Source organism: Lysobacter koreensis, assembly GCF_042677045.1.
GTDB lineage: Bacteria > Pseudomonadota > Gammaproteobacteria > Xanthomonadales > Xanthomonadaceae > Lysobacter_K > Lysobacter_K koreensis.
Map to the genome: position 1 here is coordinate 867,814 of NZ_JBHTIH010000002.1, position 24,395 is coordinate 892,208.

Here is a 24,395-nt window from a genome sequence, read left to right on the forward strand (position 1 = left end):
GGCGGCCCCCAAATGGGAATTGTTCTCATTCTAGCATCGCCCACGCAGTGGAGGGTCCGGAGCCACCGGCTATCATCGCCAGTCCAATCGCACCCCGGCGCCCGATGACCAACCCGCTGCTGAGCTTGCGCGAGGGCCCCGTCGCCCGCCTGCGCCTGAACCGTCCCGTCCTGCACAACGCCTTCGACGCGATGCTGATCGCCGCGCTGACCGGCGCGCTGGAAGCGGTGGCGCACGAGGACGAAGTTCGCGTGGTCGTGCTCGAGGGCGAAGGCGCGTCGTTCTCCGCCGGCGCCGACCTGCACTGGATGCGGGGCATGGCCGCGGCGAGCGAAGCGGTCAACCGCGACGATGCGCTCGCCCTCGCCCGCCTGATGCGCACGCTCGACGAGCTGCCAAAACCGACCATCGCCCGCGTGCACGGCGCCGCGTTCGGCGGGGGCGTCGGCCTGGTCGCCTGCTGCGATATCGCGATCGGCACCCCCGATGCCAAGTTCGGCCTGACCGAGAGCAAGCTCGGGCTGCTGCCGGCGGTGATCTCGCCGTACGTGATCGAGGCGATCGGCGCGCGCCAGGCGCGACGCTGGTTCGCCACGGCCGAGATCTTCGATGCCGTCGAGGCCTGCCGGATCGGCCTGCTGCATCACGTCGTCCACGCGACCGCGCTCGACACCGCCGTGCAGCGTCAGATCGACCTGCTGCTCAAGGCCGGCCCGCACGCCGCGTCGCAGGCCAAGGCCCTCGTGCGCCGCGTCGCCGCGCAGCGCGACCGCGACGTGCTGGATGCCGACAACGCCGCGCTGATCGCACAGTTGCGGGTGTCCGCGGAAGGCCAGGAGGGCCTGTCGGCGTTCCTGGACAAGCGCAAGCCCGGCTGGACCCACTGAGGACATCACCGTGATCGACCACATCGGCATTCCAGTCAGCGACTACCCGCGCAGCAAGCAGTTCTACCAGCAGGTGCTGGCAACCCTGGGCGCCCAGCTCTTGATGGAACCCACCCCCGAACAGACCGTCGACGGACACTACGCCGCGGGCTTCGGCCGCGGCCACAAACCGACCTTCTGGATCGCCCCCGGGGATGTCGGCACCCACCTGCATGTCGCGTTCACCACCGACACCCGCGCCAGCGTCGATGCCTTTTACCAGGCTGCGCTGGCCGCCGGCGCGCGCGACAACGGCGCGCCGGGATTGCGTCCGCACTACCACCCGAACTACTACGGAGCCTTCGTGCTCGATCCTGACGGCCACAACATCGAAGCCGTCTGTCACCGGGAAGCCGACTAAGTGCGCGAACGACCCAAGTTCAACAAGGTGCTGATCGCCAACCGCGGCGAGATCGCCTGCCGCGTGATCCGCAGTTGCCGCACGCTGGGCATCCGCACCGTGGCGGCGTACTCCGACGCCGACGCCGACGCCCAGCACGTGCGCCAGGCCGACGAGGCGTACCACATCGGCGGCCCGCGCCCGCAGGACTCCTACCTGCGCGGCGACGCGATCATCGCAGTCGCCCGACAGGCCGGCGCACAGGCGATCCACCCGGGCTACGGCTTCCTCAGCGAGAACGCCGATTTCGCCGATGCGGTGGTCGCCGCGGGCCTGGTGTTCATCGGCCCGAGCGCGGCGTCGATGCGCAAGATGGGCAGCAAGGCCGGCGCCAAGGAACTGATGCAGGCCGCCGGCGTGCCGGTGGTGCCCGGCTACACCGGCGCGGACCAGACGCCCGCGCTGCTGCACGCCGAAGCGGACCAGATCGGCTACCCGCTGATGATCAAGGCCGCGCACGGCGGCGGCGGCAAGGGCATGCGCATCGTGCGGGCCAGCGACGAGTTCATCGCCCTGCTCGAAAGCTGCCAGCGCGAGGCGAAGAACGCGTTCGGGCGCGACCGCGTGCTGCTGGAACGCTACGTCGAGAAGCCGCGCCACATCGAGATCCAGGTGTTCGGCGACAGCCACGGCCACGCGATCCACCTCAACGAACGCGAGTGCTCGGCGCAGCGCCGTTACCAGAAGGTGCTGGAGGAATCGCCGTCGGCGTTCCTGACCCCGCAACTGCGCCAGGCGATGGGCGATGCGGCGGTGATGGCCGCGCGCGCGATCGACTACGTCAACGCCGGCACGGTCGAGTTCATCGTCGGCCAGGACGGCCAGTTCTATTTCATGGAGATCAACACCCGCCTGCAGGTCGAGCACCCGGTGACCGAGCTGGTGACCGGCCAGGACCTGGTCGAGTGGCAGCTGCGCGTCGCCGCCGGCGAACCGCTGCCGCTGGCGCAGGACCAGGTCGTGCAGCGCGGCCACGCGATCGAGGTGCGGCTGTACGCCGAGGATCCCGAGGCCGGCTTCCTGCCCGGCTCGGGCAAGCTCGAACGCCTGCGCCTGCCGCTACCCTCGCCTCACGTGCGCATCGACTCGGGCGTGATCGAAGGCGACACGGTGACGATCTTCTACGACCCGATGATCGCCAAGCTGATCGTGTTCGACACCGACCGGCCGCGCGCGCTGGCGCGCCTGCAGGCGGCGCTGGCGGAGTGCGACATCGCCGGGCCGAAGTCCAACATCGGCTTCCTCGAGCGGCTGGCGCGGCACCCCGCGGTGGTCGATGCGACCATCGACACCGGTTACCTCGACCGCCACCTCGACGAGTTCATGCCGGCGGTCGATGCCGACGCCGACCTGCTGATTGCGGCCACGGTAGCGCAGCTGCTCGGCCAGGAGCGCGCCAGCGCCGCGCGCGCGGCGGCCTCCACCGACCCGACCTCGCCGTGGGCGATCGCCGACGGCTGGCGGCTGGGCCACGGCAGCCGCCGCAGCCTCGCGTTCCTGCACCGCGGCGAGCGCATCGAGGTGCACGCCCAGGGCAGCGGCGGCGATTACCGGATCGAGCACGCCGGCCACACCCACGCCGTCAGCGGCGCGCGCCTGACCGGCGACACCCTGAGCCTGCGTATTGGCGAACGGGCGCGGCGGTTTTCCCTGCTCAGCGGAATCGCTGGGACGGACCGCCAGCTGCTGGTCCACGACGGCGAAGCTCGCCTGCAACTGGAGCCGGTGGCGATGTATCGTCACGAACAGGCGGCCGCCAGTGGTGGCGCCGACCGCATGGTCGCGCCGATGCCCGGGCGGGTGGTGGTGGTCAAGGCCGCGGCCGGCGACTCGGTGGAAGCCGGCCAGGAGCTGATGGTGATCGAAGCGATGAAGATGGAGCTCAGCCTCAGGGCGCCGCGCGCGGGCGTGGTCGCCGAGATCCGCGGCGTGGCGGGCGACTTCGTCGAAGCCGACTCGGTGCTGGCGGTGATGGCGCCATGAACGCATCTTTGCCCGCCGCGGTCCGGATCGTCGAGGTCGGCGCCCGCGACGGGCTGCAGAACGAAAAGGCGACCGTCGCCACCGCCGACAAGATCGCGCTGATCGACCGGCTGTCGGCGACCGGCCTGCAAAGCATCGAGGCGACCAGCTTCGTCAGCCCGAAGTGGGTGCCGCAGCTGGCCGACGCCGCCGAAGTGTTCGCCGGCATCGCGCGTCGGCCCGGCGTGCACTACCCGGTGCTGGTCCCGAACGAACAGGGTTACGAACGCGCACGCGCGGTCGGCGTCGAGGAGATCGCGGTGTTCACCGCCGCCTCCGAAGCGTTCAACCGCAAGAACATCAACGCCGGCATCGACGAGTCGCTGGCACGCTTCGCGCCAGTGCTGGAGCGCGCGCGCAACGACGGCGTGCGCGTGCGCGGCTACGTCTCCACCGTGCTCGGTTGCCCGTACCAGGGCGAGGTGCCGCTGAGCGACGTGGTGCGGGTGGCGCGCGCGCTGCATGCGATGGGCTGCTACGAGGTTTCGCTGGGCGACACCATCGGCGTGGGCACCCCGGGCAAAGCGCGCGCGATGCTCAAGGCGGTCGCGGCCGAAGTGCCGATGCCGGCGCTGGCCGTGCATTTCCACGACACCTACGGCCAGGCGCTGTCGAACATCCTGGCCTGCCTCGAGGAAGGCGTCGCGGTGGTCGACTCGGCGGTGTCCGGCGCCGGCGGCTGCCCGTACGCGATGGGCGCCAGCGGCAACGTCGCCAGCGAGGACGTGGTCTATATGCTGCACGGGCTCGGCATCGCCACCGGCGTCGACCTGCCGGCGCTGGCCGAGACCGGCCGCTGGCTGGCCGGCCTGCTCGGGCGCGACACCGGCAGCAAGGTCGGCAAGGCGCTCGCCGCGTCATGAAGCACCGGCCGCCGGCGGAGGTTGCCGTACCGGCATCCACGACGGATGCGGCAGCCACGCTCGCGGCCCTGGAACACGCCTGCGAAGCACCCGACCTGCCGGCCAACCTGCGCAGCCTGCTTGAGCGCAGTCGCGACGTGCTGCGCGCGACCGCGGCCGCCAGCGAAGCCGAGCGCCAGCGCTACCGCGCGCTGTTCGACACCATCCCCGACCCGGTCAGCGTGATCGCCTGGGACGGCACCGTGCTCGACCTCAACCAGGCCGGCATGGCCGCCTACCGCCGGCCGCGCGACGATGTCGTCGGCCAGCCGATCGAGGTGCTGAACCCGGACCTGCCCAAGGACCACATGCGGCCCGTGTGGGACGCGCTCAGCCGCGGCGAGAACTTCAAGATCGAAGTCAGCAACATGCGCGCCGACGGCACGCGATTCCCGGTCGAGGTGCATTCGACCAACTTCGACTACGAGGGCCAACCCTGCGTGCTGGCCGTGGCCCGCGACCTCAGCGAGCGCGCCGAGGCCGAACTGCGTTATCGCGAACTGATGGAGATCGTCGACCGGGGAATCATGGTGCGCGACCTCGATGGCCGCGTGCTCTACGCCAACGCCGCCGCGCTGCGCCTGCTCGACGTCGAGGGAGGCGTGACCCTGGACCAGGTGCTGCGCGACGGCCGCTGGCTGGTGGTCGACGAGAACGGCCACGTGCTGCGCGAGGACGAATTTCCTTGGTTCCAGGCCATGCGCACCGGCAGGATGGTCGGCAGCACGGTGCTGGGCTACTACAACCAGCGCCTGCGCCAGCTGACCTGGCTGTCGGTCACCGCGGTGCCGCAGTTCGCCGCCGGCAGCGACAAGCCGACCCAGGTGCTGTCGCTGTTTTCCGACGTCACCGCGCTCAAGCGCAACAGCAACCTGTTCGGCCGCGTGCAGGGGCTGGCCCACATCGGCGGCTGGGAGTGGGACACCGGCCGCGACAGCCTGTACCTGACCGATGAATCGCAGCGCATCCTCGGCCACCGCTCCCCGCCGGAGACGATCGAGGCGCTGCTGGGGTGCCTGCGCGAAGGAGACCGCCGGCTGCTGCGCGTGGCCCTCGACGAGGCGATCGCGATCGGCCGCCACATCGACCTGGAGTTGCAGGGCACACGTGACGATGGCCATGCGTTCTGGGCGCGCGTGATCGGCGAGGCCGAGGCCGGCGACCCGCTGAGCTCGCGCCTGACCGGCACCCTGCAGGACATCACCCAGCGCAAGCAGTCCGAGGAAACCCTGCGCGTGCAGGCGCGCAGCGACCCGTTGACCGGGCTGCTCAACCGCGACGCGCTGCTTGGCGAACTGGACGCGCGGCTCGACGATCCCACCCAGTCCTCGCTCGCGGTGCTGTACATCGACCTGGACCGGTTCAAGGTGGTCAACGACGTACTTGGCCATGCCGCCGGCGACCGCCTGCTGGCCTCGGCCGCGCGGCGCATCCAGCGCGCGATCGGCAGCGAGGGCCTGATCGCCCGCTTCGGCGGCGACGAGTTCCTGGTCGTCTGCCATACCGGCGACGATCCCGCCCGGCCGCAGCGGCTGGCCGACGCGATCCTCGAGGTGTTCGGCGACAGCTTCCGCATGGACGGCGAGGAATTCAGCATCACCGCCAGCATCGGCGTCGCCCAGGCCCCGGCCGACGGCGAGCGTTCGCAGACGCTGATCCAGAGCGCGGACGTGGCCATGTACGACAGCAAGCGCCGCGGCCGCAACGGCTGGCAGGTCTTCACCCAGGAGCTCGCCGAGCAGCAGCTGCACCGGCTGCAACTGGAGAACCAGCTGCGCCACGCGATCAGCAACGACGAGTTCCACCTGGTCTACCAGCCGCAGGTCGATCTGCGCAGCGGCGCTCCGGTCGCGGCCGAGGCCTTGATCCGCTGGCGCAACCGCTCGCTGGGCGAAATGCGCCCCGACCACTTCATTGGCCATGCCGAAACCACCGGCGACATCGTCGGCATCGGCGGCTGGGTGCTGCTCGAGGCCTGCCGCCAGGTGCGGCAATGGCGCGACCGCGGCCTCCAGCTCGATCGGGTCGCGGTCAACGTGTCCTACCGCCAGTTCCTGGGCGAGGACCTGGCCAGCAGCGTGCGCGCCGCGCTGGCCGAATCGCAGCTGCCCGGCAGCGCGCTGGAACTGGAGTTCACCGAGCGGGTGCTGATCGAGGACGTGCCCGACACGCTGCGCACGTTCGCCGAGCTGCGCGACATGGGCGTGATGCTGACCATCGACGACTTCGGCGAGGGCTATAGCGCGCTCAACTACCTGCGCCGGCTGCCGATCCACGGCCTCAAGCTCAGCCAGCTGTTCGTGCAGGGCGTGCCGGACAACCATTCCGACGTCGCGGTGTGCCAGGCGGTGGTCGGGATCGCGCGCAGCCTCGGCCTGGGCATGGTTGCCGAGGGCGTCGAAACGCAACGGCAGCGCGATTTCCTGCTCGACTTGGGCGTCACCATCGGCCAGGGCTTCCTGTTTGCGCCCGGGCTGCTGCCCGCGGAACTCGAACAACGCTACCGCCGGGCGGCCACGATCACGCCATGACCACGACTCCCGCCCGCGACCCGCTGCCACGCGCGGCCGGCGCGTTCGCCATCCGCCCGATCGAGGCGCGCGACGACGCCGCGGTGGCGGCGGTGATCCGCGCGGTGATGCCCGAATTCGGTGCGGTCGGCGATGGCTTCGCGATCAACGACCCCGAAGTCGACTGGATGCACCGTGCCTACTCGCAGCCGCGCAGCGCGTACTTCGTGGTCGAGCGCGCGGGCGTGGTGCTCGGTGGCGGCGGCGTCGCGCCGCTGGCGCACGGCGACTCCGGCACCTGCGAGCTACGCAAGATGTACTTCCTGCCCGAGGCACGCGGGCTGGGCGCGGGCGCGGCGATGATCGCGCGCTGCCTCGAGGCCGCGCGAACGCTCGGCTTCACCCGCTGCTACCTGGAAACGCTGTGCGGCATGGATGCGGCGATCCGGCTGTACGAACGCAGCGGCTTCGTGCGCTTGGCCTCGCCTCTGGGCGATACCGGCCACGGCGGCTGCAACACGTTCTACCTGCTGGATCTCTGAGCCCCTCTCCCGCCGGGAGAGGGGTTGGGGAGAGGGTTCGGCGCGAGCGGGGACATCCACTCGAAACCGAATCCTCACACCCCAAGGGTGCTTCCTTCGGGGCGTCCGCCCTGCGGGCACCTTCTCCCGACGGGATAAGGAAGAACGTAAAATCGCGCCTTTCCGCCCGCAGGACTCCCCATGCAGCTTTCCGACACCCGCGCCGTCATCACCGGCGGCGTTTCCGGCCTCGGCCTGGCGGTCGCCCAGCACCTCGTCGCCCACGGCGGCAAGGTCGCGCTGTTCGACGTCAACGACGACAAGGGTGCGGCCGCGGTCGCCGCGCTCGGCGAAGGCAACGCGCGCTACTTCAAGACCGACGTCAGCGACGAGGCCGGCGTGGTCGCCAACGTCGCCGCGGCGCAGGCCTTCCTGGGCGGCTTGAACGTCGCGATCAACTGCGCCGGCATCCTCGGCGCCGGCCGCGTGCTCGGCAAGGATGGCGCGATGCCGCTGTCCCAGTTCCAGAGCACGGTGATGGTCAACCTGGTCGGCAGCTTCAACGTCGCCAAGGCCGCGGCCGAACTGATGCAGCACAACGAGCCCGGGGTGGATGGCGAGCGCGGCGTGATCGTCAACACCGCCTCGGTCGCCGCGTACGAGGGCCAGATCGGCCAGGCCGCGTACTCGGCCAGCAAGGGTGGCGTGGTCGGCATGACCCTGCCGATGGCGCGCGAACTGGCGCGCTTCGGCATCCGGGTGATGACGGTGGCACCGGGGATCTTCTGGACGCCGATGGTCGACGGCATGCCCGACTCGGTGCAGCAGTCGCTGAGCGCGTCGATCCCGTTCCCGTCTCGGTTGGGGCAGCCGGCCGAGTTCGCCGACCTGGTCGCGTACATCCTGGGCAACACCTACCTCAACGGCGAGACCATCCGCCTCGACGGCGCCACGCGATTGGCGCCGAAGTAGCGGTAGGGCGGGCCCCGGCCCGCCATCGCCATCGCCATCGCCATCGTTCCATCGCAATCGGCAACGATCGAAATGGCGGGCCAGGGCCCGCCCTGCAGTTCGTCCGATTCCGAACTCCCGACTCCTAATTTCCGGCCCAGACAAATGAAAGCCTACGACGTCAAGAAAGGTAACGTGATCGAGCACAACAACACCGTCTACCAGGTGCGCGACATCGAGCGCAGTTCGCCGCAGGGCCGTGGCGGCAACGTCAAGTTCCGCTTCACCATGTACTCGGTGCCCGGCGGCACCAAGTTCGACCTCAGCGTCGGTGGCGACGACGAACTCAAGGAAGTCGAGCTCAGCCGCCGCCAGGCCACCTATTCGTACAAGGACGGCGACGCGTTCGTGTTCCTCGACGACGAGGACTTCACCCCGTACACGCTCGATGCCGACGTGGTCGGCGATGCGGCCGGTTACATCGTCGACGACCTGAGCGGCTGCTACGTGCAGATCATCGACGACCAGGCCGTCGCGCTGCAGCTGCCGGCCAGCGTGACGCTGGAGGTGATCGAGACGCCGCCGGAGCTCAAGGGCGGCACCGCGACCAAGCGCCCGAAGCCGGCCAAGCTGTCGACCGGGCTGGAGATCATGGTGCCGGAGTACATCGGCACCGGCGAACGCGTGCTGGTCAACACGGTCACCGGCGAGTTCGCCGGCCGCGCGGACTGAGTAAAGCGCTTCGACCGGACTGCGTTTGTTTTTGCCCGTCATTCCTGCGAACGCAGGAATGACGACGGCGCGATTGGAACTACAGTCGCTCCAACCGCACCTTCGCTGTGCCACGGCATTCACGCCGCGGCCCGGACACTGGCCGGCGCCATGATGCCCGCCCTGCCGACCTACGCCGTGCTCTACCCCGACGCCTACAAGCTGCTGCTGGCGCTGGTCGGGCTGGCGCTGATCGGCGCGACCTGGTTGCCGCACCTGCTCAAGCGGCACCCGCTGACGTTCCCGATCATCTACGTCGTGCTCGGCGCGGTGCTGTACGCGCTGCCGCTGCAGCTGCCCGATCCGGACCCGATCGAGTACGGCCTGGTCACCGAGCGGCTCACCGAACTGGTGGTGCTGGTGGCGCTGGTCGGCGCCGGGCTGCGGATCGACACCGCGTTCGGCTGGCGGCGCTGGAGCGCGACCTGGCGCTTGCTCGCGATCGCGATGCCGCTGTGCATCCTGACCGCGGCCTGGCTCGGCCAGCAGCTGCTCGGCCTGGGCCTGGCGTCGGCGGTGCTGCTCGGCGCGGTGCTGGCGCCGACCGATCCGGTGCTGGCGTCGGACGTGCTGGTCGGGGGCCCGGGCGAAGGCGGCGAAGACCCCGTGCGTGTCACCCTGACCTCCGAGGCCGGGCTCAACGACGGCCTCGCGTTCCCGTTCGTGTGGCTGGCGATCGCGCTGGCGGCGTGGCTCGCTGGCGACGCCGAGTCGGGCTGGTTCACCCGCTGGTTGTGGCTCGACGTCGGCTGGCGCGTCGGCGCCGGCGTCGCCATCGGCTACGTGCTCGGCTACGGCCTGATGCACCTGATCTTCCGCTCGGCCGACATGACCCTGGCGCGCACCAGCGACGGGCTGGCCGCGCTGGCGATCACGCTGGTGGTCTACGGGGTGGCCGAGCTGTGCCACAGCTACGGCTTCCTGGCGGTGTTCGTCGCCGCGCTGGTGGTCCGCCAGCACGAGCGCAGCCACGAATACCACGGCACCCTCAACCTGTTCGCCGAGCAATGCGAACGGCTGCTGACCGCGGTGCTGTTGATCCTGCTCGGCGGTGCCGTTGCCGGCGGCGTGCTGTCTGCGTTGCGACCGCTGGACCTGGCGTTCGCCCTGGCTTTCGTGCTGCTGGTGCGGCCGCTGGCGGGCTGGGTCGCACTCGCGCGAAGCCGGCTGCCAGCGCGCGAACGCTGGGCGGTCAGCGTGTTCGGCATCCGCGGCATGGGCTCGTTCTACTACCTCGCCTTCGCGTTCAACCACGGCGACTTCGACGACCACCCTCGGCTGTGGGCGATCGTCACCTTGGTGGTGCTGTTGTCGATCCTGCTGCACGGCTTGAGCGCGACCGGCGCGATGGCGCGCCTCGACGCGTGGCGGGCGCGCCGCGCGCGCCGCGGGATCAAGACCGCGCTGGATTAAGCGTGCCGGCGCCGGCTTCGATCCAACGCCGAGGCGACCGCGATCAAACGCCTGCGCGCCGTGCCAGCCACTTGTCCGCCATTCGCCGCAGCGACGCGTCGGCTGCAGGATCGTTCGCGATCTCGCCGATGTCGCGCCACGCCAGGTCGTGCGACTCATCGCCCACCACGTAGCCTTCGTGCTCGCCCGCCTGCACGACGTAGCGCGCGTCGTAGTGCCAGTGCCCAGGCACCTCGCGCCGCTCGGGGATCCAGTGGCGATCCAGGTCGAACAGCGACCCCTGCACCGCCAAGCCGGGCAGGCCCGATTCTTCCTGCGCCTCGCGCAACGCGACCTGCGCCAGGTCGCGGTCGCCGTCGGCGTGGCCGCCCAGCTGCAGCCAGCGGTCGAGCTTGCGGTGGTGGGTCAGCAGCACCCGCTTGCCGCCGCGATCGACCAGCCATGCCGAGCCGGTGAAATGGCCTGTGAGCCGTTCCCGCACGAAAGGGTCTTGCGCATCAGCGAGCAGTTCCGCAAATGCGTCGACGACTGCAGTCTCGGCGGGCCAACGACGACGGTAGTCGGCCAATGCCGGTAACAAGGCCTGTGAGTTCGCGGGGATCCGATCCATGCTGCAGTGCGTCAATGTCCGAGGGCCACCGATTATCGCGTGGTGCCGCCCGGCGGTGCTTGTACCGGCGTGAGCGGGCGCGGTAAGGTCGCCCGGTTCGACGGGCATTGCCTGCCGTCGCCCGCACTTCGCCATTGGGGAATCACGCGATGCTGTTTCAACGCAAGAAGCCACTAGACCTGATTCTGGAAACCGCCGAGAAGCGGTCCCTCAAGCGCCAACTCGGCGCGTTCGACCTCACCATCCTCGGCATCGGCGCCGTGATCGGCACCGGCATCTTCGTCCTGACCTCGGTCGCGGCGCAGAAGGCCGGCCCGGGCATGATGTACTCGTTCATCATCGCCGCGGTGGTCTGCGCGCTGACCGCGCTGATCTACGCCGAGATCGCCTCGATGGTGCCGGTCTCCGGCTCCGCCTACACCTACTCGTACGCGATCCTCGGCGAAATCATCGCCTGGATGGTCGGCTGGGCCCTGATCCTGGAATACGCGGTGGCCGCAGGCGCGGTCGCGGTCGGCTGGTCGGGCTACGTCAACGGCTGGCTCGCCAATACCGACCTGTGGGGCATGGTCGCGCAAGGCAGCCTGGCGCTGCCGTTGAGCCTGACCGCCGGCCCGGCGGACACCATCACCCTCGCCGATGGCACCACCGCCGCCGGTGGCTTCAACCTGCTGGCGTTCCTGATCTCGCTGTTCGTGACCTTCATGCTGGTGATCGGCACCTCCAAGAGCGCCAAGTTCACCGCGGTGCTGGTGATCGTGAAGATCCTCGCGCTGACCGTGTTCATCGCGCTCGCCTTCCCGGCGGTGCAGGCGGCCAACTTCGAGCCGATGCTGCCCAACGGCTGGGGCACGCCGTTGTCGGGCGTCGGTGCACTGGGCGCGGCGGCGTCGATCTTCTTCGCGTACGTCGGCTTTGACGCCGTGTCGACCGCCGCGGAAGAGACCAAGAACCCGAACCGCAACATCCCGATCGGCCTGCTGGCTTCGCTGGGCATCTGCACGATCTTCTACCTGCTGGTCGCGTACGCGGCCACCGGCGCGGTCGGTGCGCAGCCCGGCGGTGCGCTGTCGCAGTCCAAGGAGCCGCTGGCGTTCGTGCTGCGCGAGATTGGTTTCCCGAACGTCGGTAACTGGGTGGCGGCCGCGGCCATCATCGCGCTGCCGTCGGTGGTGCTGATGATGATGTTCGGCCAGACCCGCATCCTGTTCACGATGGCGCGCGACGGCCTGATGCCGAGCGCGTTCTCGAAGGTGCACCCGAAGTTCCACACCCCGCACGTGATCACCATCATCACCGGCGTGTTCGTGTCGTTGTTCGCGGCGATGTTCCCGGTCGGCGCGCTGGCCGACATCTCCAATTCGGGCACGCTGTTCGCGTTCTTCATGGTCGCCGTCGGCGTGATGGCCCTGCGCGTGGTCGAGCCGGGCCGCAAGCGTCCGTTCCGGACGCCGCTGATCTGGGTGGTCGGCCCGCTGGCGATGGCCGGCTGCCTGCTGCTGTTCTTCAGCCTGGGCTGGAACCCGACCATCAAGTACTTCTCGATCTGGGCCGTCGTGGGCCTGATCGTGTACTTCCTGTTCGCGCGTCGCAGCAGCCACCTCGCCCCGGGCAACGCCCCGGTGCACGGCGGCCCGAAGCTCGAGCCGGCTCCCAGCTTCCACGAAGGTCCCGACCTTGGCCCCTGATCGGGTCTGTACCATCGGATAACAAAAGCGGCGCGGGCAACCGCGCCGTTTTTGTTTGCCAGCATTGTTTGTAAACTCGGCCGATGAATACCGCCGCGTCCCTGCCCTACGATCCGCAAGCGCTGGCCCAGTGCGCCGGCGAGCTGATCGCCAACGTCACCGAACTGGCCGCGCGCGGCTGGACCCCGGCGACCAGCAGCAATTTCTCGCGGCGCATCGACGACCGGTACGCCGCCATCACCGTTTCCGGGCGCGACAAGGGCCGGCTGGTCGCGAACGACATCATGGTCGTCGACCTGGACGGCAACCCGGTCGCGACCGACCTCCAGTCCTCCGCCGAGACCCTGCTGCACACCCAGCTGTACAAGCGCTTCGCCGAGATCGGCTGCGTGTTGCACACCCATTCGCAGACCCAGACCGTCGCTTCGCGCCTGTATGCCGGCGCCGGCCACGTTCACCTGGAAGGCTACGAACTGCTCAAGGCGTTCGCCGGCAACACTACCCATGACACCACCGTCGAACTGCCGGTGCTGCCCAACACCCAGGACATGCACACGCTGGCCGCGCAGGTCGATGCCTTGCTCGATCGCCGCTGCATGTGGGGCTACCTGATCGACGGCCACGGCCTGTACGCCTGGGGACGCGACATGCCCGAGGCGCGCCGCCACCTGGAGGCGTTCGAGTTCCTGCTGGGCTGCGAACTGGAATTGAGGAGACTGCGTCGATGAGCCGCTTGCGGATTTTCAGCGAGGACGAAACCACCACCCCGCGTTTCAGCACCGACGACCACGCACGGATCGCCAGCGAACTGGCCAAGATCGGCGTGGGTTTCGAGCAATGGCAGGCCGGCGCGCCGATCCAGCCCGGCGACGCGCCCGACATCATCCTCGATGCGTACCGCTCCGACATCGAGCGGCTGGTCGCCGAGCGCGGCTTCAAGACCGTCGACGTGGTCAGCATCGCGCCCGACCACCCGGAGCGCGAGGCGATGCGCGGCAAGTTCCTCGACGAGCATTACCACAAGGAGGACGAAGTGCGTTTCTTCGTCGCCGGCTCGGGGCTGTTCACCCTGCATGTCGACCACGACGTCTACGAGATCAAGTGCGAGCAGGGCGACCTGATCGCGGTGCCCGACAGCACCCTGCACTGGTTCGACATGGGCCCCGAACCGAGCTTCGTGGCGATCCGCTTCTTCACCGAGCCGGATGGCTGGGTCGGCCATTTCACCGGCACCGACCTGTCGAAGCGATTCCCGCGCTACGAGAAGGGCCAGGCGGGCTGATGCGCATGTCGACGGTCAAGGCGATCCTCACCGACATCGAAGGCACCACCAGCAGCATCTCGTTCGTCAAGGACGAGCTGTTCCCGTACGCGCGGCGCGCCCTGCCCGGCTTCGTCGCCGCGCGCGGCCGCGAGCCGGCGGTGCGCAAGTGGCTCGATGCAGTCGCCGCCGAGAACGGCGGCCTCTGCGACGACACGATGATCGTCGAGGTGCTGCAGGGCTGGATCGACGAGGACCGCAAGCACACCGCGCTCAAGGCGCTGCAGGGCATGATCTGGGCCGACGGCTACCGCAACGCCGATTTCACCGCGCACATCTACCCCGACGCCGCGCCGGCGTTGCGGCAGTGGCACGACGCGGGGCTGCCGTTGTACGTGTATTCCTCGGGAAGCGTGCCGGCGCAGCGGCTGTTCTTCGGCCACAGCGATGCCGGCGACCTGACCGGGCTGTTCTCGGGCTGGTTCGACACCGAGGTCGGCGGCAAGCGCGAGGCCGACAGCTACCGACGGATCGCCGAGGCGATCGGACAGGCGCCCGGCGACGCGCTGTTCCTGTCGGATATCGTCGCCGAGCTCGACGCCGCGCGCGAAGCGGGCCTGCAGACGGTGCTGGTCGACCGCCGCGACGATTACCCGCAACCACGCCACGGCGATGCCACGCACGGGCATGCCCGGGTCGAATCGTTCGCCCAGATTGCCGCGTAGGGCGGGTTTCAACCCGCCGTCCACCTGTAGCGTCAACTCATCGGCCGAATCGGCGGGTTGAAACCCGCCCTACGGGGCGTGGATCTTATCGCCGCGCGCGAGCATCGCGATGAACTTCTCGACGCGCGCCTGCCGGGTTTCCGGCTTCTTCGCGGTCTGCACGCGCCAGCAGAACGCATAGCGATTGACCTTGTCGAGCTGCTCGAAGCACTTGCGCGCCTTGGCATTCTTCGCCAGCGCCGAGGCCAGTTCAAGTGGCACCTCCATGTTGCTGGCGCTGTCATACGCAGCCTGCCAACGCCCGTCCGCCTTGGCCGCCTCGACTTCGCGCAGGCCGGCCTCCGCCATGCGTCCGGCGACGAGCAACTGCTCCACCTTGGCGACGTTGATCTTCGACCACAGGCTGCGCGGCCGCCGCGGCGTGAAGCGCTGCAGGAAGTACTGCGCGTCGCAGCTGCGCTTGAGGCCGTCGATCCAGCCGTGGCAAAGCGCTACGTCGAGCGCGTCGGCGTAACTCACCGAAGTCACCGCCTGGTTATGACCAGTGGTGTTCTTCTTGGCGATCTTCAGCCACACGCCAGGCGCGTCCGGGTGCGCGGCCAGCCACTTCTGCCACGCCGCCGAAGTGGCGAACAGCTCGATCGGCAAGTCGCTGGGCAGGGTGACAGGCATGCGTTCACTCCTTGGCGTCGTCGAGCCGATAGCGGGTGCGCGCGCGCTGTTCGCCATGCCAGGCGTCGAAGGCGCGCACCTCGATGCGGTGTTCGCCGAGCGCCAGATCGGTGGGCAGCACGCCGCGCCACAGGTGGCGCGAACGGCCGGCCTCGGGCGAACGGTCGTAGCCGCGCAGCCGCTCGGCCTGGTCGTCGCGCATGTTCTCGGCGAGCAGGCCGGGATCGGGGCGTTCGACCCGAACCATCGGCTGCCAGGGCCCCTCGTCGACGCGGAATTCGACGCGGCTGTCGTCGCGGCCCATGTACACATTCGCGTACACGCCGAATGCCGGGTACGCGCCGCGGCGCAACACCTTGGGCGCGTGCAGCGACATCGCCGCGGTGCGGGCGGCGTCGCTCGCATCGAGGCGGGCCGGATGCCAGCTCAGCCGGTAACGGCCACCCGCCTCGACCCGCAAGCGCGCGTAGCCGTTCGGGGTACCGTCGCTCATGCGCGCATCGGGAATGCCGGCGGCGTCCTTGGCGCCGGACCAGAAGGCGCCACTCGCCGCGCCGACGTTGTACTCGTGCAGCGGGTTAGCGCCATGCCAGCCGCTGGCCGCACCGTGGAAGACGTGGCGCTGGGTATGGGCGTGGCCGCTGAGCAGCAGGACATGCGGGAACGGACGCAACAGCGCAAACAGACGCGCGCGGTCGGCCTTGCGGAACGTCTCGCGGTCCGGCGCGGTGTCGAAGAACGGCACGTGCACGCCGATCACCAGCAATCGCTCCTTCGGAACCGTGGGCAGGTAGCGTTCGAGGAAGGCGAACTGCGCTTCGCGCAGCCCACCGATCATGTCCGGGGATGGCCCAGGCAGGTAGACGACGTCGTCGAGCACGATGAACGTGGCCTCGGGTTCCTCCCAGGCGAAGGTGTCCGGGCCGTAGTGGTGGCGGAACGTCAGCAGCGAGTCCTCGTCGCGCGTCGCGTCGAAGTCGAGGTCGTGGTTGCCGGCGACGTGCAGCCACGGCACGCCGAGCTTGGCGGTCGCCGCGTTCAAGGCCGGATACAACGCGAGGTCGTCGTGGACGATGTCGCCCAGGCTCAGGCCCAAGTCCGCCGCGCCTCCGAGGAAATGGAACTTGCCGAAGCCGTGCCCCATGTCGATGGCGCCTTCCTGCATCGCCGAGGCGATGATGTCGCGCTCGTAGTAGCCCACGTCCGCCATCGACTTGGGCTGCGGGTCGGCGAACAGCAGCACGCTCAGTGCGGCCTGGCGGTTGGGCGAGGGCGTGGCGCGTCGCAGCGCGAAATCGCGGCACGCCGGCACGGCGACGGGAATGCCGCCGTACTTCAGCGCCGGGCCGGGCGCGGTGCGCAGGTTGTGCCAGTAGTCGGGCATCCCGTTCGCGCGCACCGGCAGCGTGTAACCCGGCGGCTTGATGACGAACGCGGTGCGGCCATCGACCGCCGGCAGCGTGTAGCGGCCCTGCGCATCGCTGGTTACGATCTCGACGCCGTCGGACACGCGCACCCCGAGCACGCCCGGTTCGCCGTGGTCGCGCCGGGCGTTGCCGTTGCGGTCCTCGAACACGCTGCCGCTGTCGCACGGTGGCGGTTGTGCCCAGGCAGACAGGCTCAGCAGCGACAGGGCGACGAGAACGAGTGGGCGCATGCGACCTCCTGGAGTCGGTCGATTATGCGAGCCGGACGAAACCGGCGAAACCGGGGTTTCGCGACTACCGCCCTGCGCCGGTGTCAGCCGTCGGCGCGGGAAGCCACCCCGCGATGCCGCTCGCGCAACACCGTCACCACGTCCTGCAACGACAAGCCGCGCGCGCGCAGCAGCACCTGCAGGTGGAACAGCAGGTCGGCTGCTTCGCCGCACAACGCCGCGTCGTCCTGTACCACCGCGGCGAGCGCGGTCTCGACGCCCTCCTCGCCGACCTTCTGCGCGATGCCGCGCAAGCCTCCGGCGAACAGCGCGGTCGTGTAGCTGCCTTCCGGGCGCTCGCGCTCGCGCCGCGCGACCAGTGCGTCGAGCTCGGCGAGGAAATCGCCGGGCGCGTGTTCGAAACAGCTGGCGCGGCCGAGGTGGCAGGTCGGGCCTTGCGGCCGCGCCTGCAGCAGCAGGGTGTCGTGGTCGCAGTCGGCTTCGATCGCGACCAGGTCGAGGAAATGCCCCGAGCTCTCGCCCTTGGTCCACAGCCGCTGCCGGCTGCGGCTGAAGAAGGTCACCCGTCGCGTGGCCAGGGTCGCCTGCAGCGCGGCCCGGTCCATGTAACCGAGCATCAGCACGCGCAGGGTGTCGGCGTCCTGGACCACCGCGGGCAGCAAGCCGCCCTGCTTGTCCCAGGCGAGGGCGTCGCAGCGCGTGGATGCGAAATCGCCGATGTCCATGTCAGTCCACATCCCGCACCTCGATGCCCTTCCCGCGCAGGACACGCTTGAGTTCGGGAATCGCGATCGCGCCCGAATGAAACACGCTGGCGGCGAGTGCGCCGTCGACATCGGCCTGGCGGAAGACTTCCGCGAAATGCTCGGCCGTGCCTGCGCCACCGGACGCCACCAGCGGCACGTCACACACCGCGCGCACCTGGCAAAGCTGCTCCACGTCGTAGCCCGTTCGCACCCCGTCGCTGCCCATGCAGTTCAGCACGATCTCGCCGGCACCCAGCGATTGCGCCTCGACCACCCAATCGAGCGTGCGCCGCGCCAGCGCCTGGGTCCGCGATGGGTCGCCGGTGTACTGGCGCACGCGCCACTGGCCATCGGCGTCGCGCAGGCTGTCGATCCCCACGACCACGCATTGCACGCCGAATGCCGCGGCCAGCTCGGCGATCAACGCCGGGTGTTCCAGTGCCGGGGTGTTGACCGACACCTTGTCGGCGCCGGCGTACAGGACCGCGCGCGCATCGGCGACGCTGCGGATGCCACCGGCCACGCAGAACGGGATATCGATCGCGCGCGCGACGCGCTCGACCCAGCCGTTGTCGACGCTGCGACCTTGCGGGCTGGCGGTGATGTCGTAGAACACCAACTCGTCGGCGCCGTCGTCGCGGTAACGCAACGCCAGCTCGACGATGTCGCCCATGTCGACGTGGTCGCGGAAGCGCACGCCCTTGACCACCCGGCCATCGCGCACGTCGAGGCAGGGGATGATGCGGCGACTCAGCATGGTCGCTCCGCGGGCAGCGCGGCGGCCAACTCGAAGCGTCCGTCGAGCAGGCTTTTTCCCAACACTACGCCGGCGCAACCGGCCTCGCGGGCGGCGTCGATGTCGGCGAGGTCGCGCACCCCGCCCGATGCCTGCAGTGCCAGCTGCGGCGCAAGCGCATGGATGCGGCGGTACAGCGCGAGATTCGGCCCGGCGAGCATGCCGTCGCGGTCGATGTCGGTGCTCAGCAGGTGATGCAACCCGGCGTCGGCGTAATGCGCGACCAGGGCATCGAGTTCGACCCCGCTGGCCAGGGTCCAGCCTGCGGTCGGCAGCCACCAGCGCCCCTCATCGTCAGCGCGTGCGTCCAGCGCGACGGTCAAGCGCTGCGCGCCGAAGCATTGCAGCCATTCCCCCACACGCGCCGGCTCGCGCACCGCGAGCGATCCGACCACGACCCGGTCCGCACCCGCGGCCAGCATGGCGTCGACATCGGCCCGGCTGCGCACCCCACCGCCGGTCTGCACCTGCAGCGCGGTGCTGGCCTTGATCGATGCCAGCAGCGGCGCCAGCGTGTAGCCACCGCTGCGCGCCGCGTCCAGATCGACGAGGTGGAGCCAGCGCGCGCCGGCGGCGGCATAACGCTGCGCGACCGCCAGCGGGTCATCGGGATAGCGCGTCTCGCGGGCGTAGTCGCCCTGGCGCAGGCGCACCACCCGGCCATCGCGCACGTCGATCGCGGGATACAGGGTGTAGCCGTTCATGCGACTGCATCCGACAGGAAGTTCTGCAACAGGCGCGCGCCCACCGCCGCGGAACGTTCGGGATGGAACTGCGCGCCGTGGCAACGCCCGCGGCGGACCACGGCGGCGAACGGGTCGCCATGCACACAGCTGGCGAGGGTGTCGGCGGTGACCGGGGCGGCGTAGCTGTGCACGAAGTAGGCCTGCGCGCCGTCGCGGATGCCGGCCAGCAGCGGTTCCTCGGCGCAGACCCGCAGCCGGTTCCAGCCCATGTGCGGGACGCGCACCGCGTGGTGGGCTGCAGTGCATTCGGGATTCTCTGCAGCGGTGACGTTCTCGCAGCCGAGCAGACGCGGCTCCGCAACGGCGCTGGCGCCGGCCACCAGCTTGCGCACCCGCCCGGGCAAAAGACGGAGGCACTCGACCTCGCCTTCCTCCGAGGAGTCATACAGCAGTTGCATGCCCAGGCAGATGCCGAGCAGGGGTTGCTGCAGACTGCGCAAGGTGTCTACCAGTCCCAGTTCGCGCAGGCGCGCCATGCCCGGTCCGGCCGCGCCGACGCCGGGCAGGATCACCCGGTCGGCGCGCACGATCGCGTCGGCGTGCGCGGTCAGCTGCGCCTCGACGCCGAGCCGCTGCAGCGCATAGCGCACCGACCCGATGTTGGCGCCACCCGAATCGACCAGCACCACGTTCATCGCCACCACCCGCTCACGGCACGTCCATCAAGCGCTGATCCATCAGAGCAGGCCCTTGGTGCTGGGCAGCTGGCTGCCTTCGCGGCGGATTGCCTGGCGCAGCGCGCGGGCGACCACCTTGAAGCAGGCCTCGACCTTGTGGTGGTCGTTGTCGCCCTCGACCTTGAGGTTGAGGTTGAGGCCGGCGGCCTGGCACAAGGAACGGAAAAAGTGCGCGACCAGTTCGGTCGGCAGGTCGCCAACGCGTTCGCGCTGGAACGCGCCTTCGAAGACGAAGTACGGACGCCCGGAGAAATCCAGCGCCGCGCTGGCCAGGGCCTCGTCCATCGGCAGGGTGAATCCGTAGCGGCCGATGCCGCGCTTGTCGCCCAGCGCTTCGCGCAGGGCCTGGCCGAGCACGAGCGCGCTGTCCTCGACGGTGTGGTGCTCGTCGATGTGCAGGTCGCCATCGCAGCGCAGCTGCAGCGAGAAACCGCCGTGCTGGCCGAGTTGCTCGAGCATGTGGTCGAAGAACCCCAATCCGGTCGACACCTGCGGCTCCGCGGCGCGGTCGAGGTCGACGCTGGCCTCGATGCGGGTCTCCCGGGTATCGCGTCGCACCGTGGCGGTGCGCGGCGCTTCGGCCAGTTCGTGGGCGATGCCCGGCCAATCCCACTGCCCGCCGAACTGCGGCGTGCGCAGCTGGAACGCGCGGATCCCCAGGCTGTGCGCGAAACCGTTGTCGCTGTCGCGGTCACCGACCATCGCCGATCGCAGCCAGTCGATGCCGGGGTCCTTGAGGTACGGCAGCGCCAGGCCGATGCCGGGCTTGCGGGTGGGCTGGTTGTCCGCCGGCCGGCTGATGTCGATCAGCACGTCGCGGAAGCGGATGCCCTGGCTTTCGAACACCTGCAGCATCAGCTGCTGCGGGCCGTCGAAGTCGGCCTGCGGGTACGCGTCGCTGCCCAGGCCGTCCTGGTTGGTCACCATCACGAACTGGTAGCCGGCGTCGCGCAGGCGCAGCAGCGCCGGGATCACGCCGGCGACGAAACGCAGCTTCGCGAAGCTGTCGATCTGGAAGTCGGCGGGCTCCTCGATCAGCGTGCCATCGCGATCGACGAACAGGATCGGTGTCAACGTATTCATGCCTGCACTGTGTCTGGTGGAAGGGCGGCCATCGCTGTCTCACCGAGCAGTCCGATGACGGCCGCGTTCTGTTCCGGCGTACCGATGGTGATGCGCAAGGCATTGCCGAGCCCCGCTGCCGCGCGCATGTCGCGCACCACGATGCCCTGCGCGAGCAGGCGCTCGAATGCGGCCTGCGGAGCCGCGAAACGCGCGAGCACGAAGTTGGCCCGCGACGGGTACGCACGCATCACGCCGGGCGCGGCGCGCAGGCCCGCGATGAGCAGCTCGCGCTCGTTCCGCACGTTGGCGATGCGCGCCTGCGTGGCGGCACGGCAAGCGGGCGCCAACGCGCGAGTTGCCCGCTCCACGCAGGGCGCAGCCAGCGGGTACGGCGCCTGGCAGCGCTGCAGCACCGCGATCAGGGCCGGATCGGCGATCACGCTGCCGATCCGCGCCGCGGCCAGCGCGTGCGCCTTGGACAGCGTGCGCAGCACCACGATGTTCGCGTGCGTCGCGAGCAGCGAGACTGCCGAGGGCGCGTCCGCGTACTCGATGTAGGCCTCGTCGACGACCATCAGCGCGCGACCTTCGAGCTCGCGCGAGAGCCGCGAGATGCGGTCAAGTGGCAGCAACGTCCCCGACGGGTTGCCCGGCGAGCACAGGAACACCAGCCGCGCGGCACTGGCCAGCGCCGCGGTTGCCACCGTACCGAAGTCGCACTCGAACCCGCTTTCGCGATCGATCAACGGCACCTCGACCACACGCGTGCCGTGCAGGCGCGCAGCGACCGCGTACATGCCGAACGTCGGCGGGGTGACCACGATCGCGTCCGCACCCGGGCGGCAGGTCGCACGCACCAGCAGGTCGATGCCCTCGTCGCTGCCACGCCCGGCCAGCAGCTGTGCCGGTTCGCAGCCGTACAGGCCCGCCAGCGCCGCGCGCAAGGCCGGCGGCTGCGGCTCGGGGTAGCGGCGCAGCGACTCATCCGGGTCGGCCAGGTTCGACCACGGCGACTCGTTGGCATTGAGCCATACGCGGCCGTCAAGCTGCTCGCTGCGCGCGGAGCGGTAGCCAGCGAAATCGCGCAGGTCTGCGCGCACCAGGTCGATGGACGGATTCATGCGGCCAGCTCCTGCAGGCGCAGCGCGACGGCAAGCCGGTGCGCGTCCAGGCCTTCGGCGCTCGCCAGCTCAACCGCGCACGGGCCGATTGCCGCCAGGCCGTGCGGCTGCACTTCCTGCACGGTGATCGCGACCTGGAAACTGGCCACGCTCAGGCCGCCGCAGAAGCGCGCGGCGCCGCCGGTCGGCAATACGTGGTTGGTGCCGCTGCAGTAGTCGCCCAGCGCCTCGGGTGCCCAGTCGCCGAGGAACACCGAGCCGGCCGCCTGCACCTGCGGCAACCACGCGCGCGCGTCGCGCAGGGCCAGGATCAGGTGCTCGGGGGCGTAGTCGTTGCTGATCGCGAACGCCTCCTGCAGGCTGTCCACGCGCACCAGCGACGAGGCTTGCAGCGCGCGACGTGCGACCTCGGCGCGGGGCAACGTGGCCAACTGTTGTTCGAGCTGCAAAGCCACCGCATCGAGCAGCGCGTCGTCGTCGCTGAGCAGGAGCACCTGCGAATCCGCTCCGTGTTCGGCCTGCGACAGCAGGTCCGCAGCGACGAACGCGGGGTTGGCACCACCATCGGCGATCACCAGCACTTCCGACGGCCCGGCCGGCATGTCGATCGCGGCGCCGCCGTCGGTCATCGCGACCTGGCGCTTGGCCTCGGTGACGTAGGCGTTGCCCGGCCCGAACAGCTTGTCGCAGGCGGGCACGGCGTCGGTACCGAACGCCATCGCCGCGATCGCCTGCACGCCGCCGAGCTTGAACACCCGGCGCACGCCACAGCGCGAGGCCGCGTGCAACACCGCGGGATCGGCGCTGCCGTCGGCGCGCGGCGGCGTGCACAGCACCACGTCGCGGCAGCCGGCCAGGCGGGCGGGCAGCGCCAGCATCAGCGCGGTCGATGGCAGCGGCGCGGAACCGGCCGGCACGTACAGGCCGACGCGCCGGATCGGCCGCAGCATGCGTTCGCAGCGCACCCCGGGTGCGGTGTCGACCGCGTACGGCGCGGCCATGCCTGCCTGGTGGAAGTGTTCGATGCGCGCGGCGGCCTCGTCGATCGCGTCGCGCAGCGCCGGCGACAACGCGGCGCTGGCGCTGGCGAACTCCGCCGCGGACACAACCAGATCGTCCAGTTCGGCGCCATCGAAGCGCGCGGTGAGTTCGCGCAAGGCCGCGTCGCCCCGCGCGCGCACGTCCTCGATCAAGCGCGCGACCGCCGTCGCGGTTTCGGCTCCGGCCTGCTGGGCGGGACGGAGCAACGCCCGGGCGCGCTGCGCGGCATCGAGCTGGCGCCAATCGATGCGCCTCATGCCAGCATGCCCTCGACCGGCAGCACCATCAGGCCGCGCGCGCCGGCGCGCTTGAGGTCCTCCAGCCGCTGCCAGGTCACCGCGCCGTGGCACAGGGCCTGCAGCGCGAGGTCGTCCTCGCCGTCGAGCTGCATCACCGTGGGCACCTCGGCGTCGGGCAGCAACGGCAACAAGGCCGGCAGCAGGCGGCGCGGCGCCTGGAACAGCAGCAGCTTGCTGTGGCGGATGCGCAACGCGCCATCGAGGCGGCGCAGCAGCAGCTGCGCCAGTTCGCCACGCACGGCGTCGAATTCGGCGGCCGGGCCGGCGAGCACCGCCTCGCTTTGCAGCAGCGTCTCGACCGGCTTGAGCTGGTTGGCCGACAGCGTGGCGCCGCTGGACACCAGGTCGCAGATCGCGTCGGCCTGGCCCAGGCGCGGGGCGATCTCCACCGAGCCGGACAGCAGCACCACGTCGGCGGCGATGCCCTGCTCCGCCAGCCATTGCGACAGCAAGGCCGGGTAGCTGGTGGCGATGCGCTTGCCGGCCAGCTGCGAGACGCCCTGCCAGTCCCACGACTCGGGCACCGCCAGGGCCAGCCGGCAGGCGCCGAAGCCCAGCGCGCGCCATTCGCGGAACGCCGGCTCACGACCGCCGTTGCGGCGCTCGCCGTCCTGCTCGCCGAGCACGTTGCGGCCGACGATTCCCAAGTCGCAGACGCCGTCCGCGATCAGCCCGGGGATGTCGTCATCGCGCACCAGCAGCAGGTCGATCGGCAGGGTTTCGCCGTAACAGAACAGGCGATCGCGGCTCTCGCGCCAGCTCAGCCCGCACGACGCCAACAGCGCGCGCGCGGGTTCGGCCAGGCGCCCGGATTTCTGGATCGCGATGCGCAGGCGATCACGCGACGTGGCGGACGTGGGGGGACTCATGGCGGG

General features: G+C 70.0%; 24 protein-coding genes. 13 read left to right on the plus strand and 11 right to left on the minus strand.

Annotation, left to right across the window (positions count from 1 at the left end; all coding sequences use genetic code 11):
- The first annotated feature begins 104 nt into the window (after positions 1-104).
- The 9 genes from ACFQZQ_RS04415 to ACFQZQ_RS04455 all read left to right on the plus strand — a co-directional run bounded on the left by ACFQZQ_RS04415 (position 105) and on the right by ACFQZQ_RS04455 (position 10,416).
- Positions 105-887 carry an enoyl-CoA hydratase-related protein gene (locus ACFQZQ_RS04415; RefSeq protein WP_386811448.1) on the plus strand — a complete coding sequence of 261 codons (783 nt, stop codon included), beginning with the start codon at positions 105-107 and terminating at the stop codon, positions 885-887.
- A 10-nt stretch (positions 888-897) separates the two neighbouring features.
- Positions 898-1,287 (plus strand): VOC family protein, encoded by a 390-nt coding sequence (locus tag ACFQZQ_RS04420; RefSeq protein WP_386811449.1) that lies wholly within the window; start codon positions 898-900, stop codon positions 1,285-1,287.
- Positions 1,288-3,309, plus strand: a complete 2,022-nt coding sequence (locus ACFQZQ_RS04425) for an acetyl/propionyl/methylcrotonyl-CoA carboxylase subunit alpha (RefSeq protein ID WP_386811450.1) — start codon at positions 1,288-1,290, stop codon at positions 3,307-3,309.
- Positions 3,306-4,211 (plus strand): hydroxymethylglutaryl-CoA lyase, encoded by a 906-nt coding sequence (locus tag ACFQZQ_RS04430; RefSeq protein WP_386811451.1) that lies wholly within the window; start codon positions 3,306-3,308, stop codon positions 4,209-4,211. Before ACFQZQ_RS04425 ends, ACFQZQ_RS04430 begins: the two co-directional genes overlap by 4 nt.
- The gene (locus tag ACFQZQ_RS04435) at positions 4,208-6,781 is read left to right on the plus strand and encodes a sensor domain-containing protein (protein WP_386811452.1); all 2,574 of its coding nucleotides are present in this window, start codon (positions 4,208-4,210) and stop codon (positions 6,779-6,781) included. The genes ACFQZQ_RS04430 and ACFQZQ_RS04435 overlap by 4 nt, the downstream gene beginning before the upstream one ends.
- A complete protein-coding gene (locus ACFQZQ_RS04440) occupies positions 6,778-7,302 on the plus strand; it encodes a GNAT family N-acetyltransferase (RefSeq protein WP_386811453.1) in 525 nt (174 codons plus the stop codon). Before ACFQZQ_RS04435 ends, ACFQZQ_RS04440 begins: the two co-directional genes overlap by 4 nt.
- Before the next feature lie 180 nt (positions 7,303-7,482).
- Positions 7,483-8,253 carry an SDR family NAD(P)-dependent oxidoreductase gene (locus ACFQZQ_RS04445; protein WP_386811454.1) on the plus strand — a complete coding sequence of 257 codons (771 nt, stop codon included), beginning with the start codon at positions 7,483-7,485 and terminating at the stop codon, positions 8,251-8,253.
- A 144-nt stretch (positions 8,254-8,397) separates the two neighbouring features.
- Positions 8,398-8,964 carry an elongation factor P-like protein YeiP gene (yeiP, locus tag ACFQZQ_RS04450; protein ID WP_386811455.1) on the plus strand — a complete coding sequence of 189 codons (567 nt, stop codon included), beginning with the start codon at positions 8,398-8,400 and terminating at the stop codon, positions 8,962-8,964.
- Positions 8,965-9,114: 150 nt separating this feature from the next.
- Positions 9,115-10,416 carry a cation:proton antiporter gene (locus ACFQZQ_RS04455; protein WP_386811456.1) on the plus strand — a complete coding sequence of 434 codons (1,302 nt, stop codon included), beginning with the start codon at positions 9,115-9,117 and terminating at the stop codon, positions 10,414-10,416.
- Between the two features lie 43 nt (positions 10,417-10,459).
- Here the strand turns inward: ACFQZQ_RS04455 and ACFQZQ_RS04460 are convergent, their stop codons facing one another.
- Positions 10,460-11,026 (minus strand): NUDIX hydrolase, encoded by a 567-nt coding sequence (locus tag ACFQZQ_RS04460; RefSeq protein ID WP_386811457.1) that lies wholly within the window; start codon positions 11,024-11,026, stop codon positions 10,460-10,462.
- 149 nt (positions 11,027-11,175) lie between these two features.
- Here ACFQZQ_RS04460 and ACFQZQ_RS04465 point away from each other — a divergent pair, with 149 nt between their 5' ends.
- The 4 genes from ACFQZQ_RS04465 to mtnC all read left to right on the plus strand — a co-directional run bounded on the left by ACFQZQ_RS04465 (position 11,176) and on the right by mtnC (position 14,700).
- Complete coding sequence (locus ACFQZQ_RS04465) at positions 11,176-12,714, plus strand: amino acid permease (RefSeq protein ID WP_386811458.1); 1,539 nt, start codon at positions 11,176-11,178, stop codon at positions 12,712-12,714.
- 83 nt (positions 12,715-12,797) lie between these two features.
- Positions 12,798-13,442 (plus strand): methylthioribulose 1-phosphate dehydratase, encoded by a 645-nt coding sequence (locus ACFQZQ_RS04470; protein WP_386811459.1) that lies wholly within the window; start codon positions 12,798-12,800, stop codon positions 13,440-13,442.
- Positions 13,439-13,996 (plus strand): 1,2-dihydroxy-3-keto-5-methylthiopentene dioxygenase, encoded by a 558-nt coding sequence (locus ACFQZQ_RS04475; protein WP_386811460.1) that lies wholly within the window; start codon positions 13,439-13,441, stop codon positions 13,994-13,996. The genes ACFQZQ_RS04470 and ACFQZQ_RS04475 overlap by 4 nt, the downstream gene beginning before the upstream one ends.
- A 5-nt stretch (positions 13,997-14,001) precedes the next feature.
- Positions 14,002-14,700 carry an acireductone synthase gene (mtnC, locus tag ACFQZQ_RS04480; RefSeq protein WP_386811461.1) on the plus strand — a complete coding sequence of 233 codons (699 nt, stop codon included), beginning with the start codon at positions 14,002-14,004 and terminating at the stop codon, positions 14,698-14,700.
- 69 nt (positions 14,701-14,769) lie between these two features.
- On the opposite strand, the gene ACFQZQ_RS04485 is transcribed toward mtnC, so the two are convergent.
- The 10 genes from ACFQZQ_RS04485 to hisG all read right to left on the minus strand — a co-directional run bounded on the left by ACFQZQ_RS04485 (position 14,770) and on the right by hisG (position 24,389).
- On the minus strand, positions 14,770-15,372 hold the full coding sequence (locus ACFQZQ_RS04485; RefSeq protein WP_386811462.1) for a YdeI/OmpD-associated family protein: 603 nt from the start codon (positions 15,370-15,372) through the stop codon (positions 14,770-14,772).
- A gap of 4 nt (positions 15,373-15,376) precedes the next feature.
- Positions 15,377-17,029 (minus strand): calcineurin-like phosphoesterase C-terminal domain-containing protein, encoded by a 1,653-nt coding sequence (locus tag ACFQZQ_RS04490; RefSeq protein WP_386811463.1) that lies wholly within the window; start codon positions 17,027-17,029, stop codon positions 15,377-15,379.
- Positions 17,030-17,112: 83 nt separating this feature from the next.
- The gene (gene hisIE / locus ACFQZQ_RS04495; RefSeq protein ID WP_386811464.1) at positions 17,113-17,754 is read right to left on the minus strand and encodes a bifunctional phosphoribosyl-AMP cyclohydrolase/phosphoribosyl-ATP diphosphatase HisIE; all 642 of its coding nucleotides are present in this window, start codon (positions 17,752-17,754) and stop codon (positions 17,113-17,115) included.
- A gap of 1 nt (position 17,755) precedes the next feature.
- The gene (gene hisF, locus ACFQZQ_RS04500; RefSeq protein WP_386811465.1) at positions 17,756-18,532 is read right to left on the minus strand and encodes an imidazole glycerol phosphate synthase subunit HisF; all 777 of its coding nucleotides are present in this window, start codon (positions 18,530-18,532) and stop codon (positions 17,756-17,758) included.
- A complete protein-coding gene (locus tag ACFQZQ_RS04505; protein WP_386811466.1) occupies positions 18,526-19,275 on the minus strand; it encodes a 1-(5-phosphoribosyl)-5-[(5-phosphoribosylamino)methylideneamino]imidazole-4-carboxamide isomerase in 750 nt (249 codons plus the stop codon). Before ACFQZQ_RS04505 ends, hisF begins: the two co-directional genes overlap by 7 nt.
- Positions 19,272-19,952 (minus strand): glutamine amidotransferase-related protein, encoded by a 681-nt coding sequence (locus ACFQZQ_RS04510; RefSeq protein WP_386811662.1) that lies wholly within the window; start codon positions 19,950-19,952, stop codon positions 19,272-19,274. Before ACFQZQ_RS04510 ends, ACFQZQ_RS04505 begins: the two co-directional genes overlap by 4 nt.
- Positions 19,953-19,994: 42 nt before the next feature.
- Positions 19,995-21,068, minus strand: a complete 1,074-nt coding sequence (gene hisB / locus ACFQZQ_RS04515) for a bifunctional histidinol-phosphatase/imidazoleglycerol-phosphate dehydratase HisB (protein ID WP_386811663.1) — start codon at positions 21,066-21,068, stop codon at positions 19,995-19,997.
- A 5-nt stretch (positions 21,069-21,073) separates the two neighbouring features.
- A complete protein-coding gene (hisC, locus tag ACFQZQ_RS04520) occupies positions 21,074-22,180 on the minus strand; it encodes a histidinol-phosphate transaminase (RefSeq protein WP_386811467.1) in 1,107 nt (368 codons plus the stop codon).
- Positions 22,177-23,478 carry a histidinol dehydrogenase gene (hisD, locus tag ACFQZQ_RS04525; RefSeq protein ID WP_386811468.1) on the minus strand — a complete coding sequence of 434 codons (1,302 nt, stop codon included), beginning with the start codon at positions 23,476-23,478 and terminating at the stop codon, positions 22,177-22,179. The genes hisC and hisD overlap by 4 nt, the downstream gene beginning before the upstream one ends.
- Positions 23,475-24,389 (minus strand): ATP phosphoribosyltransferase, encoded by a 915-nt coding sequence (hisG, locus tag ACFQZQ_RS04530; protein ID WP_386811469.1) that lies wholly within the window; start codon positions 24,387-24,389, stop codon positions 23,475-23,477. Before hisG ends, hisD begins: the two co-directional genes overlap by 4 nt.
- Positions 24,390-24,395: the final 6 nt, after the last annotated feature.

What these genes read in the sequence shown, in the direction of transcription:
- ACFQZQ_RS04415 (WP_386811448.1), top strand. Translation starts at nt 105, where the DNA reads ATGACCAACCCGCTGCTGAGCTTGCGCGAGGGCCCCGTCGCCCGCCTG.
- ACFQZQ_RS04430 (WP_386811451.1), top strand. Translation starts at nt 3,306, where the DNA reads ATGAACGCATCTTTGCCCGCCGCGGTCCGGATCGTCGAGGTCGGCGCC.
- ACFQZQ_RS04435 (WP_386811452.1), top strand. Translation starts at nt 4,208, where the DNA reads ATGAAGCACCGGCCGCCGGCGGAGGTTGCCGTACCGGCATCCACGACG.
- ACFQZQ_RS04440 (WP_386811453.1), top strand. Translation starts at nt 6,778, where the DNA reads ATGACCACGACTCCCGCCCGCGACCCGCTGCCACGCGCGGCCGGCGCG.
- ACFQZQ_RS04445 (WP_386811454.1), top strand. Translation starts at nt 7,483, where the DNA reads ATGCAGCTTTCCGACACCCGCGCCGTCATCACCGGCGGCGTTTCCGGC.
- yeiP (WP_386811455.1), top strand. Translation starts at nt 8,398, where the DNA reads ATGAAAGCCTACGACGTCAAGAAAGGTAACGTGATCGAGCACAACAAC.
- ACFQZQ_RS04455 (WP_386811456.1), top strand. Translation starts at nt 9,115, where the DNA reads ATGATGCCCGCCCTGCCGACCTACGCCGTGCTCTACCCCGACGCCTAC.
- ACFQZQ_RS04460 (WP_386811457.1), bottom strand. Translation starts at nt 11,026, where the DNA reads ATGGATCGGATCCCCGCGAACTCACAGGCCTTGTTACCGGCATTGGCC.
- ACFQZQ_RS04465 (WP_386811458.1), top strand. Translation starts at nt 11,176, where the DNA reads ATGCTGTTTCAACGCAAGAAGCCACTAGACCTGATTCTGGAAACCGCC.
- ACFQZQ_RS04470 (WP_386811459.1), top strand. Translation starts at nt 12,798, where the DNA reads ATGAATACCGCCGCGTCCCTGCCCTACGATCCGCAAGCGCTGGCCCAG.
- ACFQZQ_RS04475 (WP_386811460.1), top strand. Translation starts at nt 13,439, where the DNA reads ATGAGCCGCTTGCGGATTTTCAGCGAGGACGAAACCACCACCCCGCGT.
- mtnC (WP_386811461.1), top strand. Translation starts at nt 14,002, where the DNA reads ATGTCGACGGTCAAGGCGATCCTCACCGACATCGAAGGCACCACCAGC.
- ACFQZQ_RS04485 (WP_386811462.1), bottom strand. Translation starts at nt 15,372, where the DNA reads ATGCCTGTCACCCTGCCCAGCGACTTGCCGATCGAGCTGTTCGCCACT.
- ACFQZQ_RS04490 (WP_386811463.1), bottom strand. Translation starts at nt 17,029, where the DNA reads ATGCGCCCACTCGTTCTCGTCGCCCTGTCGCTGCTGAGCCTGTCTGCC.
- hisIE (WP_386811464.1), bottom strand. Translation starts at nt 17,754, where the DNA reads ATGGACATCGGCGATTTCGCATCCACGCGCTGCGACGCCCTCGCCTGG.
- hisF (WP_386811465.1), bottom strand. Translation starts at nt 18,532, where the DNA reads ATGCTGAGTCGCCGCATCATCCCCTGCCTCGACGTGCGCGATGGCCGG.
- ACFQZQ_RS04505 (WP_386811466.1), bottom strand. Translation starts at nt 19,275, where the DNA reads ATGAACGGCTACACCCTGTATCCCGCGATCGACGTGCGCGATGGCCGG.
- ACFQZQ_RS04510 (WP_386811662.1), bottom strand. Translation starts at nt 19,952, where the DNA reads ATGAACGTGGTGCTGGTCGATTCGGGTGGCGCCAACATCGGGTCGGTG.
- hisC (WP_386811467.1), bottom strand. Translation starts at nt 22,180, where the DNA reads ATGAATCCGTCCATCGACCTGGTGCGCGCAGACCTGCGCGATTTCGCT.
- hisD (WP_386811468.1), bottom strand. Translation starts at nt 23,478, where the DNA reads ATGAGGCGCATCGATTGGCGCCAGCTCGATGCCGCGCAGCGCGCCCGG.
- hisG (WP_386811469.1), bottom strand. Translation starts at nt 24,389, where the DNA reads ATGAGTCCCCCCACGTCCGCCACGTCGCGTGATCGCCTGCGCATCGCG.